This is a genomic window from Allomuricauda sp. XS_ASV26, from assembly GCF_041224615.1.
Lineage (GTDB): Bacteria > Bacteroidota > Bacteroidia > Flavobacteriales > Flavobacteriaceae > Flagellimonas > Flagellimonas alginolytica.
The window spans coordinates 363,315-381,333 of record NZ_JBGFGK010000033.1 but is presented as its reverse complement, the minus strand read 5'-3'; the positions used below and the strand labels follow the sequence as shown (position 1 = coordinate 381,333).

16 protein-coding genes are annotated in these 18,019 nt (G+C 39.8%); 10 read left to right on the top strand and 6 right to left on the bottom strand.

The features are described 5' to 3' along the window. Positions 1-2,259, bottom strand: a complete 2,259-nt coding sequence (locus AB9K32_RS13875; protein WP_369885515.1) for a gliding motility-associated C-terminal domain-containing protein — start codon at positions 2,257-2,259, stop codon at positions 1-3. Positions 2,260-2,524: 265 nt separating this feature from the next. Here AB9K32_RS13875 and AB9K32_RS13870 point away from each other — a divergent pair, with 265 nt between their 5' ends. From AB9K32_RS13870 to AB9K32_RS13855, 4 genes are all read left to right on the top strand, one after another. Then, the gene (locus AB9K32_RS13870; RefSeq protein ID WP_369885514.1) at positions 2,525-4,210 is read left to right on the top strand and encodes a glutamine--tRNA ligase/YqeY domain fusion protein; all 1,686 of its coding nucleotides are present in this window, start codon (positions 2,525-2,527) and stop codon (positions 4,208-4,210) included. A 297-nt stretch (positions 4,211-4,507) separates the two neighbouring features. Next, entirely contained in the window at positions 4,508-4,837 is a 330-nt protein-coding gene (locus AB9K32_RS13865) for a YtxH domain-containing protein (RefSeq protein WP_224835976.1), read from the top strand. A 3-nt stretch (positions 4,838-4,840) separates the two neighbouring features. After that, positions 4,841-5,191 carry a phage holin family protein gene (locus tag AB9K32_RS13860; protein ID WP_293298071.1) on the top strand — a complete coding sequence of 117 codons (351 nt, stop codon included), beginning with the start codon at positions 4,841-4,843 and terminating at the stop codon, positions 5,189-5,191. Then, positions 5,188-5,403, top strand: a complete 216-nt coding sequence (locus tag AB9K32_RS13855) for a DUF6327 family protein (protein ID WP_252081002.1) — start codon at positions 5,188-5,190, stop codon at positions 5,401-5,403. Before AB9K32_RS13860 ends, AB9K32_RS13855 begins: the two co-directional genes overlap by 4 nt. Before the next feature lie 65 nt (positions 5,404-5,468). On the opposite strand, the gene AB9K32_RS13850 is transcribed toward AB9K32_RS13855, so the two are convergent. Together AB9K32_RS13850 and gltX are read right to left on the bottom strand one after the other, a co-directional pair. Beyond that, positions 5,469-6,407: an SPFH domain-containing protein gene (locus AB9K32_RS13850; protein ID WP_293298067.1), complete on the bottom strand. Its 939-nt coding sequence runs from the start codon at positions 6,405-6,407 to the stop codon at positions 5,469-5,471. Between the two features lie 92 nt (positions 6,408-6,499). Then, positions 6,500-7,996 carry a glutamate--tRNA ligase gene (gene gltX, locus AB9K32_RS13845; protein ID WP_369885513.1) on the bottom strand — a complete coding sequence of 499 codons (1,497 nt, stop codon included), beginning with the start codon at positions 7,994-7,996 and terminating at the stop codon, positions 6,500-6,502. A gap of 261 nt (positions 7,997-8,257) precedes the next feature. Between gltX and AB9K32_RS13840 the strand changes: the two genes are divergently transcribed. From AB9K32_RS13840 to AB9K32_RS13815, 6 genes are all read left to right on the top strand, one after another. Next, positions 8,258-11,584: a hypothetical protein gene (locus AB9K32_RS13840; RefSeq protein WP_369885512.1), complete on the top strand. Its 3,327-nt coding sequence runs from the start codon at positions 8,258-8,260 to the stop codon at positions 11,582-11,584. Further along, the gene (gene ybeY / locus AB9K32_RS13835; protein WP_293298059.1) at positions 11,577-11,996 is read left to right on the top strand and encodes an rRNA maturation RNase YbeY; all 420 of its coding nucleotides are present in this window, start codon (positions 11,577-11,579) and stop codon (positions 11,994-11,996) included. Before AB9K32_RS13840 ends, ybeY begins: the two co-directional genes overlap by 8 nt. 2 nt (positions 11,997-11,998) lie before the next feature. Beyond that, entirely contained in the window at positions 11,999-13,867 is a 1,869-nt protein-coding gene (mnmG, locus tag AB9K32_RS13830) for a tRNA uridine-5-carboxymethylaminomethyl(34) synthesis enzyme MnmG (protein ID WP_369885511.1), read from the top strand. Between the two features lie 94 nt (positions 13,868-13,961). Further along, complete coding sequence (locus AB9K32_RS13825; RefSeq protein WP_369885510.1) at positions 13,962-14,507, top strand: hypothetical protein; 546 nt, start codon at positions 13,962-13,964, stop codon at positions 14,505-14,507. Next, positions 14,485-15,315 carry a class I SAM-dependent methyltransferase gene (locus tag AB9K32_RS13820; RefSeq protein ID WP_369885509.1) on the top strand — a complete coding sequence of 277 codons (831 nt, stop codon included), beginning with the start codon at positions 14,485-14,487 and terminating at the stop codon, positions 15,313-15,315. The genes AB9K32_RS13825 and AB9K32_RS13820 overlap by 23 nt, the downstream gene beginning before the upstream one ends. Before the next feature lie 238 nt (positions 15,316-15,553). After that, positions 15,554-16,060, top strand: a complete 507-nt coding sequence (locus tag AB9K32_RS13815) for an OmpH family outer membrane protein (RefSeq protein ID WP_252081009.1) — start codon at positions 15,554-15,556, stop codon at positions 16,058-16,060. 31 nt (positions 16,061-16,091) lie between these two features. Here the strand turns inward: AB9K32_RS13815 and AB9K32_RS13810 are convergent, their stop codons facing one another. The 3 genes from AB9K32_RS13810 to AB9K32_RS13800 all read right to left on the bottom strand — a co-directional run bounded on the left by AB9K32_RS13810 (position 16,092) and on the right by AB9K32_RS13800 (position 18,010). Then, the gene (locus tag AB9K32_RS13810) at positions 16,092-16,688 is read right to left on the bottom strand and encodes a hypothetical protein (RefSeq protein ID WP_369885508.1); all 597 of its coding nucleotides are present in this window, start codon (positions 16,686-16,688) and stop codon (positions 16,092-16,094) included. A gap of 56 nt (positions 16,689-16,744) precedes the next feature. Then, on the bottom strand, positions 16,745-17,467 hold the full coding sequence (locus AB9K32_RS13805) for a nitroreductase family protein (protein WP_224835964.1): 723 nt from the start codon (positions 17,465-17,467) through the stop codon (positions 16,745-16,747). A gap of 147 nt (positions 17,468-17,614) precedes the next feature. Then, entirely contained in the window at positions 17,615-18,010 is a 396-nt protein-coding gene (locus AB9K32_RS13800) for a DoxX family protein (protein ID WP_293298036.1), read from the bottom strand. Positions 18,011-18,019: the final 9 nt, after the last annotated feature.

Sequence of the window (18,019 nt, the reverse complement as noted above, 5' to 3'; positions counted from 1 at the left end):
TTATTTAATAACTGTGATAGTTCCTTGTTTAAGGCTTTTACCACCTCGCGTGATCTTGTAATAGAAAATCATGCTCTGTTTGTTAAAGGATGTGGTGGATTGAGGCCAATTATTTTCGTAGCCGGCTTGGCTGAATACCTGTTCTCCGCGCTCATTAAATATGGTAACGAGAACGTTGGGGTCTCTGGAATAAGTGTTCGGCAAAACCCATAGGTCGTTGATTCCATCACCGTTCGTAGTTATAACGTTCGGTATGGCAAACATATCCCTATAGGTTATTGTGATCACCTTGCTAAGGGTACATGTACCAAAGCTGGCAATTAGCAAGTATTCTCCTTCTTCTGTAAAATCGTAAGAATTACTGGATGATATTAGGTTGTTGCCAGCATCGTACCACTCATAGGAGTCGGCACCGCTAGCGGTAATTGTTTCGGTTTCCCCTTCGATTATGATGAGGTCTTTGGATTTATCCAGTACCAGTAAAGACTCATCAAAATTAGTTATGGTCACCTCATTGGAAATCAATGGACAATCATTTGTGTTTATGATCAATTGATATACACCGGCAGCGGTTACGGTAAGTGCTTCAGAAGCCGTATCTACTACGGTACCATCTTTTTGCCATTCAAAGGCTTGGTCGGTAAGATCCAATCCACTATTTAATACAATAGCTTCTCCTCCTTCACAGAGCACCGTGCTATTTGCGGTTATTACCAAGGATTCATTCGAAGCTAGTTGAACTTCAAGTCCATTGGAAATAGCATCAAAAGCGTCTATAGATCCAAATAAGGTATAATTTCCGTTGCCCTCTTGATCGGATATGGTGATAGTTTTGGAGTTTTCCCCAGCTATGTTGGTACCTTCTTGCTTCCACTGGTAACTGAAAGAACTATGTAGATCGGCCGTAACATCTGTTTTGGAGCCGTTTTCGCCAACTGCATTTATAGTCGTTAAGCTCATGGTTGCGTCGGTACTGGCGCAAGAAGTGTAAGTGCCCACATAGTCGATTACGAGTTCAAAGGATTCTGGCGAAACCACTGTTGTAGTAGCGGAAGCCAAAGGTGCCGGGGTACACGGACCACCATTTTCGGTTACTTCTACATAGTACTCACCCACAGTATCAATATCCAAAGAACTATTGGTTGCATCGGTAATGGGCGAACCATTTTTATACCATTGATAGGTAGCATTGGTCGCGGTGGTACTTACGGATAAGGTTTTATTCTGAGACGGAAGCAAAACAATATTTTCTTCATGGTCCAAAGTGATATCAAAAGAACCTGAATTGGAAACAACAACTGCGTTAGAGGATTCTTTGCATATTCCGGAACCTTCTATTTCTACAACATAAGAACCTTCAAACCCTGAGATGTTGGCATTTACTGTATACGAGCTACCATCAACCGTAGGGCCGCTGACTATATTTCCGTTTTTATACCAGGTATAGGTATATCCCATTCCGCTAATGTTCGCCTCCAAAAGATGTGTTGCACCGGGACAAACCTCAATGGAACTGGCTCCGTTAATAGCAAGCCCAGAACTGGTTCCAGTTGTTATTTCTATGGTATTGGACAAGGTGTTGGCCGAGCCCGAACAATTGCCATAATCCAATTCTACGTAGTACATTCCAGGATCAGAAACGGTGATGCTCTCTGATTTTTGAGGAAGTAGTGTACCGCTTCGATACCAATTGTAGATATAAGAATCTGCATTTGGGATATTGTGCGGCTTTAAGGTTACCGATCCTCCCCCACAGATTTGAATCTGGCCTCCGGAAGGGATGGTTCCGCTCCCGTTCTCACTAATTAGCAATGGTGAATTATAGTCGATAAAGTACATGGAAAATGCATCAGACGGCGGACTGGTCTTGGCCGGGCTGGTGCTGCGTACCCTCATTTTAAAGTTGTCACCTCTTATGTTCGTTGGCAGGGCAAACTCAAACTCAAAATCAAAAGTTCCGTTTTTGTCGCTAACCCTGGCAAGTTCGGTAGGTGAAGAAAAGTATCCATCGCTATCCGATAATTCAAGGATAAATTCGTTGCTACTGTCCACCATGGGCGGTAGCCAAGTAAAGTTTACGAAGTATTCGTTAAAACCTGCCGATGCACAAACCGCGGTCCAAGCGGAGTTTCCGGCTAGGTTGGGGTTGTCTGCGGGTACAGGTTTGTTGAGAATTTGAGCGTGTACGCTCAGGGTACCAAATAGCACAAAAGCCAAGGCCAGAACTAAAATGCTATTTGTTGAATTACTTTTTTTCATCACCGTTAGATTTTAAGAGGTTATGGGCCATATAGCCCTGTTAGTTTGTGCCCCTTAATAGTAATTCTTTCAAAAGACGGTGTTCAGGCGTCTCTTTTTCATATAGTAATCCAATAACAAATATGATTCTATTTTCGACGAATGGAAAGATATTGTTGTAGGTCGCTGAAAATCTGTTGTGAAAATGCCTACTTTGTATACACAGATGCACTAAAAATAGCTATCAACATGGGATTTTACTACATTTGCGCATCAAATCAAGGGTATGTCAGAAGAAGCTAGATCGCTCAATTTTATAGAACACATTATCGAGGAAGACCTAACAAAAGGTTATGTAAAGAACGATTTAAGGTTCCGATTTCCTCCTGAACCCAATGGATATTTGCATATTGGACATGCAAGTTCCATTTGTCTCAATTTTGGATTGGGATTACGGTACAACGCACCTGTTAATTTGCGTTTTGACGACACTAATCCGGCCAAGGAGGAGAAAGAGTATGTTGAAGCGATTAAAAACGATGTGGAATGGCTCGGTTTTAAATGGGACAAAGAGTGTTATGCATCCGATTATTTTCAGCAGTTGTACGATTGGGCCGTATACTTGATTAAGGAGAAAAAGGCTTATGTAGATAGCCAAACTTCCGAACAAATTGCCGAACAAAAAGGTACACCTACCGAACCAGGTAAGGAAAGTCCGTACAGAAATCGTTCCGTTGAAGAGAATTTAGAGCTTTTCAAAGGTATGAAAGAGGGACGGTTTAAAGACGGGGAACATGTTCTTAGGGCTAAGATTGACATGGCATCTTCCAATATGTTGATGCGTGATCCGGTAATGTACCGAATTTTACACAAAGCACATCACAGAACAAATACCGATTGGTGTATATATCCCATGTACGACTGGACGCATGGCGAAAGCGATTATATTGAACAAGTATCTCATTCTTTGTGTACATTGGAGTTTTTGCCCCACAGAGAACTCTACGATTGGTTTTTAGACCAAGTGGTATCTTCCAATAAACTTAGGCCAAAACAACGGGAATTTGCCCGTAGGAACCTAAGCCATACCGTTGTGAGCAAGCGTAAACTGCTGCAATTAGTGGAAAAGGGTGTTGTTTCCGGGTGGGACGACCCAAGAATGCCAACAATTTCTGGATTGCGAAGAAGAGGTTTTACACCTGAGTCCATTAGAAATTTTGCGGATATCATTGGTATTGCCAAAAGGGAAAACGTGGTAGATGTCTCGTTATTGGATTTTTGTGTAAGGGAGCATTTAAATAAAATTGCACCACGGGTCATGGGTGTTTTAAACCCATTAAAAGTGGTTATCACCAACTATGAAGAAGGAAAAGAAGAATGGTTGGTGGCCGAGAACAATCCGGAGGATGAGTCCGCAGGAAGTCGACAAGTACCATTTTCCAGGGAAATTTATATAGAACAGGAAGATTTTAGAGAAGAGGCCAACAGAAAATTCTTTAGGTTAAAACTTGGTGGTGAAGTACGTTTAAAGAATGGATACATTATTAAAGCCGAAACCTGCACAAAGGATAACGAAGGTAATATTACCGAAGTGCAATGTACTTACGACCCAAAAAGCAAAAGTGGCTCCGGCACCGAAGAAAGTCTTCGAAAAGTGAAAGGAACTTTACACTGGGTCTCTGTACCACATGCCATTACAGCAGAGGTTAGATTGTACGATCGTTTGTTCACGGACCCAACACCAGATGGTCATAAGGACAAGGATTTTTTCGATTTTCTTAATCAAAATTCATTACAAAAGGTAACAGGTTATTTGGAGCCGAGTCTCAAAGATTCACAAGTTGGAGACCAAATGCAATTTCAACGTATGGGATATTTTAATGTTGATAAAGATTCCACTCCAGAAAAGTTGGTGTTCAACAGAACGGTTACTTTAAGGGACACTTGGGCCAAATTGGAGCAAAAAGGATAGTATAAGACTTATTTATTCTGTACTTGTTGTCCATTGAGTTACCTTATCAAAAAGCTGCTTTTTATTTGCGTTTTGCAAGCGTTTTGTTTTTCTGGAATCTATTTGCATGATGTGAACCACTATGGTTGCTTAAAAGGCTTTATTCTTAATATTTTGTCAAAAGTTATCTAAAGCGTCAAGGATTAGAGCGATTGAATCGATCATCGTTCTTTTGGCGCTTTAATTTTGGAATAAATCAATTGTTCATCAGATTGATTGGTTTGTTAAAACAAAGTTTAATTAAAAATAGATAACATTATGTCAAATAACACTGGAAACGTATTAACCGCATTATTAACCGGAGCCGTTGTGGGTGCCGGAATAGGAATTTTATATGCTCCGGACAAAGGAAAGAAAACCAGAAAGAAAATTAAAAAAAGTGCCGTTAAGGCCAAAGACGATCTTGCACAAAGTCTTCACAACGCCAAGGATGAGTTCTCTAAAACGGCGGATGCCAAAAAAGTTGAATTTGAGGAAAAATTGGAGGATACCCTTTCCAATATGAGCTATAAGGCCGATGATATTTTAGTAGCATTGGAGAAAAAGCTGGAAGACCTTAGAGAAAAGAATGCCCAACTTCAAAAGTAATATATGGCATTCGAAGACATTAAAGAGCAAGTGGGTTATGTAGAGGATGGTGTGAAGAACTACCTAAAAAACAGCCTGGACCTATACAGACTGCAGAGTTTTAAGTCCATGATGAAAGGAATCACTATGGCCACAAAGGCATTGTTTATAGGTGGCTTTGCATCCATTGCCCTTTTGTTTTTATCGATAAGCGCTGCTTTTTGGTTGGGATCATGGACGGGCAATACCGCAACGGGCTTTTTATTGGTAGGATGCTTTTATGTACTGATAGGTATTGTTCTTTTTATTCTCAGAAAAAGGATAGAAAAGCCACTTTTAAAACGATTTTCTAAATTTTATTTTGATGAGTTATGATGCATACCGAATACACATCTTTTGAAGAGATAGACCGAGACCTTAAAATCCTAAAGTTACAAAGGCAGATACACGAGGAAAAGGTAAAATTAGCGGTACAGAATACCAAAGAGGAATTTTACCCAGCCAATATATTGGGAGGTTTGGCTCCATTGTTCCAAAAAATCGCAATCTCTTTGGTGGCAAAAAAATTGCTTAGAAAGTTAGGTTAGAATTTGGTAACCAGCACAAAAAAGGCTCCCGATTGGGAGCCTTTTTTATTGTTCATTACAAAGAGTTATTCGGTTGTGCCCGAATCTTTTTCGTTTTGTTTACGTTTCATGGCCTCTCCGATTTGGTTACTTGCCGTAAAGGATGCCACCATATTGTTCAACATATCGCTACCCGCTTGAGGGGAGTTGGGTAATAGAATCAGGTTAGTGTCGGTTTCTTCACCAATGGCCTGCAAGGTATCGTAGTGTTGGGTAACAACAATCAATGCAGATGCTTCCTGGGAATTTATGCCCACTTTGTTCAATACTTCAACAGATTCTTCCAGTCCACGTGCAATTTCCCTTCGTTGGTCGGCTATACCTTGACCTTGCAAACGCTTACTTTCTGCTTCGGCCTTAGCTTTTTCTACTATAAGGATACGTTGGGCATCACCTTCAAACTGTGCTGCAATTTTCTCGCGCTCCGATGCATTTATTCGGTTCATTGCGGCTTTTACCTGCGCATCTGGATCAATGTCGGTAACGAGGGTCTTTATTATATCGTATCCATACTCGAGCATGGCATCTTGCAATTCTGATTTTACCGCGATGGCGATATCATCTTTTTTGACGAAAACGTCGTCCAGCTTCATTTTTGGAACTTCTGCACGCACAACATCAAAAACATAAGAGGTAATTTGATCATGCGGATATTCCAATTTATAGAATGCTTCGTATACTTTTTCTCTGATTACAACATATTGCACGGACACCTTCAACTTTACAAAAACGTCGTCCAATGTTTTGGTCTCAACGATTACGTCCAGCTGCTGGATCTTTAGGCTCAGTCTGCCGGCGATACGTTGGATTAATGGGATTTTTAGTTGAAAGCCAGAGTGTCTAACACTGGTAAACTTGCCGAATGTTTCAATTAGAACTGCAGTCTGTTGTTTAACAATAAAGATAAATTTGAATAAAATAATAAGCGCGACAAACGCAATAGGTATTAGTAAATAGTTGCCCATAGTGTTTAGATTTTATGTTAGAAATGGAAATTACAAAACTCGACCAATGTATTAGTAGTCAATTATTGAATATTGTTACAGTTCCTGAAAATCTAAAGTTGTTCAATAGCCGTACTTATGCGTTTTACACTTTCTTCTTTACCGATTAAAGCCATAATGTCGAATAGATGCGGCCCTTTCATATCTCCAACGATCACCAAACGCAGCGGAGGCATAACCTTACCGAACGAAAGTTCTTTTTGTCCTATCCAAGCCTTAACCTTTTCTTCTACTATGGCAGATTCAAAGTCGTTTATACCTTTTAGTATATCAATTACTCCCTTCATAATGTCCGGCGTATCCTCTTTCCATTGCTTTTTTACCGCTTTTTCGTTGTAAATGGTGGGCGCCGTGAAGAAATAATCGGATAGTTCCCAAAAATCCTTTACAAATACAGCACGCTCTTTTATCGAATAAACTACCTGTTTTATGTAACTGGAATTTGCGGAAATTCCTTTGGATTCAAGATTTACAGTAAATAGTTGGGCGAGTTCATCGTCGCTCTTTTTTTGTAGCCACTGCTGATTATACCAATTGTTTTTTTCTGGATCGAAACGCGCACCCGACTTATTTACACGTTCCAGCGAAAAAGCGTTTACCAATTCTTGTAGGCTGAATATTTCTTGTTCGGTTCCAGGGTTCCAACCGAGAAGCGCCAAAAAGTTGATCACTGCCTCGGGAAAAAAACCAGCTTCTTTATAACCCACAGATTGGTTCCAGCTTAGTGGGAATACAGGAAAACCTCCCTTTTCTCCATCACGCTTGCTCAATTTCCCTTTCCCTACTGGCTTCATGATCAATGGTAGGTGTGCAAATTCGGGTGCCTTCCAACCAAATGCATCATAAAGAAGTTGGTGCAATGCCAAAGAGGGCAACCATTCTTCACCACGGATCACATGGGAAATCTCCATTAGATGATCATCAACGATATTGGCTAAATGGTATGTGGGCATACCATCACTTTTAAACAAAACTTTGTCATCCAGAATATTGGTGTCTATTTTGATTTCACCTCTAATGCTATCGTTGAGAATGAGTTGTTGGTTCTCCGGCGATTTAAATCGAATAACATAATCCTTACCATTATCAATTTTCGACTTTACTTCTTCCGGGGATAGAGATAGGGAATTGGTCAGTTTTAGACGGTTATGCCAATTATAAATAAATGTTTTGCCTTTGGCCTCATGGTCTTTTCTGTGATGATTTAAGGTTTCCGGGGTATCAAAAGCGTAATAGGCCTTATCTTTTGCGATAAGATCAAGAGCATATTGTTTGTAGAGATGTTTTCGTTCACTTTGACGATATGGACCAAAAGCACCTTCTTTGCCTGGGCCCTCATCAAAGGGAATTCCGGACCAGTTTAAGGAGTCTATAATATATTGTTCGGCACCCTCTACGAACCTGTTCTGATCGGTATCTTCTATACGAAGTATAAAATCGCCATTGTTTTTTTTGGCGAACAAATAATTGAACAATGCGGTTCGCAGGCCTCCTATGTGAAGGGGGCCGGTGGGACTAGGTGCAAAACGGACACGTACTTTCTGACTCATAACAGTGTTAAATTTACTCGCAAAGATACGTTCCCCCACACGAATTGGAAAGATTTTGGATGCTTGCTTTCTGTAGTTCGGATAATTGGAAAAGAGTAAGGTTTAACAAAATTTTTCTGTTGGTTTACTAAGGATCAGGTAATTTGGTAAGACAAATGCATTATTGTGAATGGATATCAGCACATATTAGATAAGTTAGAGGACTTCACTAAACGATTTTATGCTAAAGAATTGATTAAAGGTTTGTTCTTGTTTTTAAGCTTGGGAACAATTTTTTGGTTTGTTGTTGTTGGATTTGAATACTGGCTCTGGTTGGATAATGCTTGGAGAATGGTGCTGTTCTGTGTTTTTATTTTGGTGGAGCTGTATTTATTGTACCGTTATATAGTGGTTCCTTTGCTGTATCTTTTTAAAATCCGAAATGGAATTGATACAAAAGACGCCTCTAAACTTATTGGGTCACATTTTTCAGAGGTAGGAGATAAACTCTATAATTTATTGGAACTATCGGATAACAATGAAAAAACAGAATTGTTGTTGGCCAGTATTGATCAAAGATCCGAACAACTAAAGCCGGTACCCTTCACAAAAGCAGTGGATTATAGAGAAAGCTATAGGTATGCAAAATATGTGGTAATACCCCTTATGCTTTTAGTTTTTATTTGGTTAACAGGAGATTTGGTGTCGTTTTTCAACTCCCATAAAAGGGTTGTGCAATACGACACCGCCTTTGAGAGACCTGCACCTTTTTCATTTGTTTTATTGAACAGCACATTAGAGGTTATGGACAGCCAAGCCTTACTAATCCAGGTTAGAACGGTTGGCGAAGTTCGTCCCGATCAAGTGGAAATCGTTGTTAATAATGAGCCGTTGTTAATGCAGAAAAAGAACGATTTTTATGAATATACTTTTCAAGCGCCAGTATTAAGTTCAAAGTTCTATTTTTCTGCTAATGGATGGAATTCCAGAACATACACTGTAAATAGTTATAGGACTCCAACATTGGTGGATTTTACGTTGGAGTTGGATTTTCCAAAGTATTTAAACCGGGTGTCTGAGAAGGTTAGCGGTACTGGGAATGCGGATATCCCGGAAGGCACCAAGGTGACATGGAATATTTTGGGAAACTATGTGGAAAACATAAAGATGATAGCTATGGATACAGTCCTTGCTTTTCAAAAAGATGGTGATCTATTTAATATTGATAGAAAAATATTTAACGATTATGATTATGAACTGCGGACATCCAATGAGAGGGTTAAGGATTTTGAAAAACTCTCGTATCGTTTAAACGTGATCAAAGATCAAAAAGCTACGGTACAAGTAGATCAAGTAATGGATTCATTGAACCCGAACGAATCATATTTTGTTGGGGAAGCGGCCGATGATCATGGGATAAGTGATATTCGTTTAGTGGTTTACCCAACGGATGATTTAGAAAACCAGCAACGCTTGTCTTTGGAAAAGCCAAATAGCAATGTATATCAGTTTTACTACACTTTTCCTTCTGGATTGGCATTGGAAAGTGGTAAACAGTACAAGCTGTTTTTCGAAATTGTTGATAATGATGGAATTAGAGGCGGCAAGGTGACAAAAAGCGCTACGTTTAATGCCACTATATATAGTGATAAAGAGTTGATAGACAGGGAGATGGAGCATCATAGCACTACTTTGAAAAAGTTGGATAATACATTGGAAGAATATAAGAAGCAAGAAGATATACTGTCCGAGATCTCTAATTTACAAAAGGAGGAAAAGGCGCTTAATTATGAAGAGAAAAACCAGATAAAGAATTTTTTGAACAAGCAAAAACAACAGGAAGAGCTGATGCAAAAATTCAGCAATGATTTGAACAAAAGTATAGAGAAAAGTTCGCAGGATACTGAGCTTAAAAAAATGCTTCAGGAACGTTTGGAACGACAAGAGGCAGAGGCTAAGAAGAATGCCGAGCTTTTGGAAGAATTAAATAAAATTGCTGAAAAATTAGAAAAGGAAGAGTTTCAGAACAGGCTGGAGGAGCTAGGTAAAAATCAAAGTAAGAATGCAAGGAACCTCGAACAGATCTTGGAATTGACCAAAAAGTACTACGTTACTGAGAAAGCCAATCAAATAGCTAATAATCTTGAACAACTGGCCAAGAGGCAAGAAATATTGTCGGAATTAAAATTGGGTCAGGAGTTTAGTGACAAAGATCAGAACAGATTAAATGATGAATTTAAGGAGCTGGAAAACGAGATTCGAGACCTGGAGAAGGACAATGATAAGCTTCAAAAACCATTGGACTTAGGTACGGATAAGAAAAAGACAGATGCTATTAAACAGGATCAAGAGGAGGCGCTAGATGAAATTAATAAGCATCAAGGATTGGAAGAATCTTCTCAAACGGAAGAGAGACAACAAGCTGGAAGCAACGCTTCCAAAAAGCAAAAGTCCGCAGCCCAGAAAATGAAAGAAATGAGCCAGTCCATGAAATCCAGCGCCAGCTCCGCCGGAGGTGAAACAGATGCTGAGGACGCGGAAATGTTAAGGCAAATATTGGATAATTTGGTAACATTTTCTTTTCAACAAGAAAATCTATACGATAACATTCAGAACGCCGATGTTGACATTTCTCAATTTTCAAGAACAGTAAAAAGCCAACAAAACTTACGTAGGTTGTTCGAACATGTGGATGATAGTCTATTTGCGCTTTCACTGCGGAGGGCAGAATTGTCCGAATTTGTTAATGAGCAAATAACCGAAGTGTATTATAACATAGACAAATCATTGGAAAGTATAGCCGAAAATCAGGTTTATCAAGGAGCATCTTATCAGCAATATGTTATTAATGCCACAAATGCATTGGCTGATTTTTTGGCCAATGTGCTGGATAATATGCAACAAAATATGCAACCCGGACAGGGTAAGGGGTCTGGTCAGGATTTTCAATTACCGGATATCATTCAAGGGCAAAAGGATATCCAGGAAAAAATGAACGGGAGTGGTAAACAGGGACAACAATCCCAAAGTGAAGGCCAGGAGTCCGGTAAGAGTAGTGGCGGTCAAGAAGAGGGGAATGCAGGCGGCCAAGGTAGGGGAAACAAAGGAGAGAAAGGAGAATCTGGTTCTACGGGAAGTTCTGAGAGGAAGGAGCAAAAAGGCGAGCAAGAGGGAGGCAATGGTATTGGTGAAATGGACCTGAACGAGGTTTACGAAATTTATAAGGAACAGCAATATTTAAGGGAAAAGTTGGAACAGCAATTAGAGGATATGTTACAAGAGTCTGATAAAAATCTCGCTAAAAAGCTGGTTCACTTAATGGAAGAATTTGAGAATGACCTATTGCAGAACGGTATTACGGAACGCACCCAGAGTAAGGCTAACAACATTCAACATCAATTGATGAAGCTCGAAAATGCAGCTATGGAACAAGGTGAGAAAAAAGAAAGGGAAAGTAGCACTAGCATTAAAAGATTCGATAACCCCATTACTACACGACCGGAGCTCCTTCGGGATTATAGAAATAGCATTGAAATATTAAATAGACAAGCACTACCTTTGCGCCAAAATTTTGAAAAGAAGGTAAAGGTTTATTTCGATAATGATTGATTTTCATTTTAAAAGTGATTTTGTTTTAGAGAACAAACCCAAGTATTCAGATTGGATAACTAGGGTAGTAGATTCAGAAGATTATTCGGTGGGTCAGATCGATTATATTTTCTGCACAGATGATTACTTGTTACAATTGAACAAGGAGTACTTGAATCACGATACGTTAACGGACATCATTACTTTCGATTATACAGATGGATCGGTTATTTCTGGCGACGTTTTTATTTCTACCGAGCGTGTTGAAGAAAACGCTAAAAAGTTTAAGGAAGATTTTTTGGATGAGCTACGCAGAATAATGAGCCATGGGGTGTTGCACCTTACTGGATATAAAGATAAAACGGTTGCCGAAAAAGAGTTAATGCGCAAAAAGGAAGATGAAAAAATTAAAATGTTCCACGTGGAACCATAGCTATGTTTGAAAAGGAATATGACGTAATTGTTGTTGGTGGAGGACACGCTGGGGCGGAGGCTACCGCTGCCGCCGCGAATATGGGCTCAAGCACTTTGCTGGTCACTATGAACCTACAAACGATTGGGCAAATGTCGTGCAACCCTGCAATGGGTGGAATTGCAAAAGGTCAAATTGTTCGAGAAATAGATGCATTGGGCGGATATAGCGGCATCATCACGGACAAGTCGGCCATTCAATTTAAAATGTTGAACAAATCCAAAGGCCCCGCTATGTGGAGTCCAAGAGCACAGAACGACAGAATGCGGTTTGCTGAGGAATGGCGCATGGCTTTGGAGAATACACCAAATGCCGATTTTTATCAGGAAATGGTAAATGGTTTGTTGATTGAAGGGGATAAAGTAGTGGGCGTAAAAACAAGTCTTGGGCTCGAAATTAGAGGCAAGGCGGTTGTTTTGACCAATGGAACTTTTTTAAATGGGTTGATCCACATCGGGGAAAAACAATTGGGAGGAGGAAGAGCTGGCGAGAAAGCAGCGACAGGTATTACTGAACAGTTAGTTGACCTTGGTTTCGATAGTGGACGAATGAAAACTGGAACACCGCCAAGAGTGGATGGAAGGTCCCTGGATTACTCCAAAATGATTCCCCAGCCAGGAGATTCACAGCCGGAAAAATTCTCGTATTTAAACACACCGGTTCTTACTGAACAGAGAGATTGTTACATGACGCATACGAGTAAATTGGTTCACGATTTATTGCGAGAAGGGTTTGAAAGGTCTCCAATGTTCAATGGTAGGATTAAAAGTATAGGGCCCAGATATTGCCCCTCTATTGAGGACAAGATCAATCGTTTTGCAGATAAAGATTCTCATCAAATATTTGTTGAGCCCGAGGGTTGGAATACTGTGGAAGTTTATGTAAATGGCTTCTCAACCTCGTTGCCCGAAGATGTTCAATATAAAGCTTTAAAATCCGTAAAGGGATTCGAGCATGTAAAGTTTTTTAGACCTGGTTACGCAATCGAGTACGATTATTTTCCTCCAACACAATTAAAGCATACCCTTGAAACCAAGTTGGTGAACAACCTTTATTTTGCAGGACAAATTAATGGCACAACTGGCTATGAAGAAGCGGCTTCCCAAGGGTTAATGGCCGGGATAAATGCTCATCTTAAAATTAACGAAAAGGAACCTTTTGTACTTAAAAGAGATGAGGCATATATTGGGGTTTTAGTCGATGATTTGATTACCAAAGGGACGGAGGAACCTTATCGTATGTTCACATCAAGGGCGGAATATAGAACATTGCTACGCCAAGACAACGCAGATTTACGCTTAACACCAAAGGGATATCGAATCGGTTTAGCTAAAGAAGAACGGGTAAACAGGATGGAAGAAAAGATGAAAAAGTCTGAGGCTTTTGTTCATTTTTTCAAGAAAACCAGTTTCAATACGGAAGAAATCAACCCCATTTTAGAAGGGCTCGATTCATCTTTGGTAAAGCAGTCGGATAAACTATTCAAGGTGTTTTCAAGACCAAAGGTTACTATGGATCACATGCTTCAATTGGATGCTGTCGCACAATTTGTGAAGGAAAACGAGCTCGATACCGAAGTGCTGGAGCAAGCCGAGATCCAAGTAAAATATTCAGGTTATATAGAGAAAGAAAAGACAAACGCGGATAAACTTCAGAGGTTGGAAAATGTCCGAATCCCGGATAATTTCGATTATTCAAAATTAAAGTCACTCTCATATGAGGCAAGAGAAAAGCTTGAGAATATTCGCCCGGTGACCATTTCACAAGCTTCACGTATAAGTGGCGTTTCTCCTGCCGATATAAGCGTCCTTTTAGTCTTTTTGGGGCGATAAGGAGCCAAACTGTTCCACGTGGAACAACTGTTATCTTTTTGGCTGGATGTAATTGGCTCAGTTTTTGATTTGTATTTGCAAATCAACTTGTAAAATGAAACAGCATCTACTTCTTGCGTTAGCGGTTATGTTTTTGCATTCATGTATACCACTGCGTATTGCCCCCACTATAAAAAACTATAAAATAACCCAAGGGAAAAAGTTTAAAAGGGGACTGCCCAAAAAAACAGTTTTTGTTTTCGAAGACCCAAAAGATGCCGACGAGTTTTACCATTATGTAAATATAAAATATCAACTGGACGATTATTACGTGGATGTGCAAGTACCATTTACAATCAATGACCAAACCTTTTATTTTTCATTTTACGAAGTCGAGATTCCGACCAAAACCATAAACCTGGTTCCTTTGGCGTTGGATGTGGCATTAAGCCGAGCGGCCGATATGGATCCCATGTTTGAGGATGTCCATGCTACACGAATAGGAAATTGGTACATCGCCATAGAAATATTCAGTGCAACAGAAGAAGATTGTTTATCGTTCGATTCAGTTTCAAGAGAATTGGTTTTGTCCTATCTTCGGGATTTGAAGAAAGAATATTTGGCCACCGATAATTATAATGAGCTTGTTTTTAAAAACTAAAGACTTTTCTGTTTCAGGCGAAGAATTTGAACTACATCATGATCAAGACCTGGATATGTTGGTTACTAAACCACAACCAAAAAACCTTGACCCATATTACGAAAGTGAGGATTATATTTCGCATACCGATGCCAAAAACTCATTTACAGACAAATTATATCAGCTAGTAAAGTCAAGGAATTTAAAAAATAAAACTCAAATAGTTGATAATCAGATAAATAAATCAAAAAAGCTACTCGATATAGGTGCAGGAACAGGTGATTTTGTGCTTGCAGCGGAAAAACAAGGATTTGAAGCCTTTGGGGTGGAGCCCAACAACAAGGCTAGGGAACTAGCTCTAAAAAAAGGTGTGGGGCTAAGCGCCAAAATAGAAGAGATAAACACTAATAGGTTCCAAGCCATCACTCTTTGGCATGTACTAGAGCATTTACCGGATTTGGAAAAAGATATTAAAACTTTGGTGGGTCTTTTGGAAGAGGACGGCGTAATGGTAATCGCTGTCCCAAATTTTAAATCGTTTGATGCAAACCATTATGGGTCGTTTTGGGCCGGTTACGATGTTCCTAGGCATCTTTGGCATTTTTCAAAAACAGCGATCGCCAAAATATTTGCTGCACATCAAATGGAATTGGTAAAGATTAGACCCATGCTCTTCGATGCATTTTACGTTTCCATGCTTTCAGAAAAATACAAAGGCAACAAGCTTTATCTGATCAAAGCCTTTTTTATTGGACTATGGTCAAATTTAAGTGCCATCTTCACCAAAGAACACTCTTCACTGATTTATATCCTCAAAAAGAAGCAATAGGCCGTTTTAAGCCTTTTGGACAGCTCATTTCACACCAAATAGGACAATTACATTGGCCAAAAAAGAAACGCTTTCAGAGGGGCGTTTCTGAGCGCACAGAACATAAGTGAGCTCAATAGAAATTGAAACTATAAATAAGAAAAGCTTATAGTTCCAATTTTAACTTTTTAGAACGTTCCAACTTAATTATCCCTATTTGAAAACCTTTTCTATTTTTGCCATCTATAAAAACTTAATGATGAAAAAATTACTAGTGCTTGTAATTGCCATAACCGCCATGGCATGTCAGCAGAACAAAATCGCATTTGTGGATAGTGTACGAATCATGGACGAGTATCAAGAGAAAGTAGATGTTGAGGCCAGGTTCAAAACCAAAGCGGATGCCATGGGCAAAAAAAGAGATAGTATTTCACAAGCTTTTCAATTGGAATTGCAACAGTTTCAGACCAAGGCGCAGAAAATGTCACAGAAAAATGCACAAGAGGAATACGCACAACTACAACAGCGTGGGCAATTTGTTGGTCAACAGTTGCAACAAGAAGAGCAGCAGTTACAGCAATCCAGTCAGGCAGAGATGGACAGCTTGGTAAAAAAGGTGAAAAAAGAAATAAAAGCCTATGGCGAGGCAAATGGTTTCACGTACATCCTTGGAGGTGGCGACGGGGGCTCCGTTATTTATGGGGACGAAACAAATGACGTTACCGATGCCATTCTAAAAATATTGAACGATAAATACGAAAAATAAAATTATAGTTCAGTTGTACACCAGCCCGCTTTTAAGAGCGGGCTTTTTGTTTTTGTGCCTTTGATTTTTTATATGATGTGAATAAAAAAGCACCGAACGCAAGTTCAACCACGGCACCACTAAGTGCTGAAAGGCCGGGAGATGCATTTAGGAAAAACAACCCAAAGGCAGTAGCTCCCAAAAGCCCGCCCAATATCCAATATATCTTAATCCCGTAAAGCGTGGTAAAGGTCAAATACCTTCCACCAATGATCAAAAGCATACCTTGAAAAAACCACGTATGCTCCTGCACAGATAGCAACAATGCCAGAGGAATGCACATGAGCATAAAAAATGTACCCTCCATGGCCAGTTTTCCCAATGCATTTTGATTGGAATGTTTACCAGGAACACCGGTTAACCTAGCCAACAACAATCCTAAAGGATGAATAAGCATGCCGCCGAAAAAAAGTGTCCAAACCGCAGTTTGGCCATTGACCAAAAACGCCACTGATCCAGAAACAAGCCAAACCAATCCGGATGACAATACACCCAACGCCCCATAACCGTAACCCTTGCGAAGGTCGGATTGGGCAACATTAATATGGTTTAGGTCTTGCGTACAGGAATTGTTACTTGCTGTGTCCATATAAAATGGGGTTAGGTTTTTAAAAAGATTAACCAAATAAAATAATGAAACTTAGGCTACACACGCGTATAAACTTCTTTAAATGGAATACGCATGCGATCGCCCCATACCCCGCCTTCTGCACGAATGCCACACGAGATAATCATGTTGATCTGTGCTCCATAGGGCAATTTTAAAATGCGCTTTGCCCGTTTGCTATCAAAACCCTCCATGGGGCAGGTATCATACCCTTTGGAAGACATGGCCAGCATAAAGGTTTGGGCGGCCAGTGCACATGTTTTATGTACAACCACATTCATATCGCTTTCGGATACTTGGTAAACCATAGGTCGGAACAACCCGACTATGTTTACCATAATTTTTCTGATAACTCCAAGCACACCAAAAAAACGAGCATATAAAAATGGCATTACCCTTCCATAATACAGCTGCCATCTCTTTATGCGGGCCTCTTGTTTTTCTCTTGGGCTATTCTTTTGGACATTTTTGGTTTCTAGTTTTAGCATATCTCTTTCCCTTGTCCGATGAAGATCTTGGCGTGTAACAAAAACCACTAATTGTTGGGCTGTTGTGGCCGCCTGTTGGTCCAAACACGCCACCGAAAGTTTTTTAAGCACCTCAGGATTTGTGATATGGTAAAACTCCCAAAGCTGCATATTGGAACTATTGGGTGCCAAAGTGGCCATTTGGAGGCAATGTTTCACGACCTCTTCATCAATGGATTCTTCTTTATAATTTCTGACGGAGCGACGATGGATTACGGCTTCTTCAAATGTCATTGGGGTGGTGGATTAAGTAGAGTTGATTAAAATTAAAAACGAAAATCAAACGATTTTGTATGAGAAACCAAAGAGTTCTTGCAGCCCATATCAATTTCCATTTAGGGTTATTCTTAATCATATATGGGAGCGTGCTCCAAACGTGTCTTATTGCATTAAAAACACTAAAAATAGGGTAGGTATCAAGTACACAACAATAGTTTGGGCACCTACGTAATCTTTGGCGACCCTCTGACCCAATAACAACATCAGCAAGGTAATTCCCGACAGAATGGCGCCGTAAAAGCCATAACTGCTCTCACCATCAACAATAAATTGAAAAGCGCCGACACCGGCCAGTATTCCCGATAACATTTCCAATACCAAAACAATTCCCAGAAGTCCGGGGACCATTCCCCTAAAAATGGATTTGGAAAAATGACCGGTCAACCAATCCAAATTGCCTTTCCAATCTAAAATTTTATCTATTCCACTTTGCAAAAATGTAATTGTCAAAAACAATAATAAGAGGATTTCTGTGGCGTTCGCGAATACATTGTTCATAAACTATAT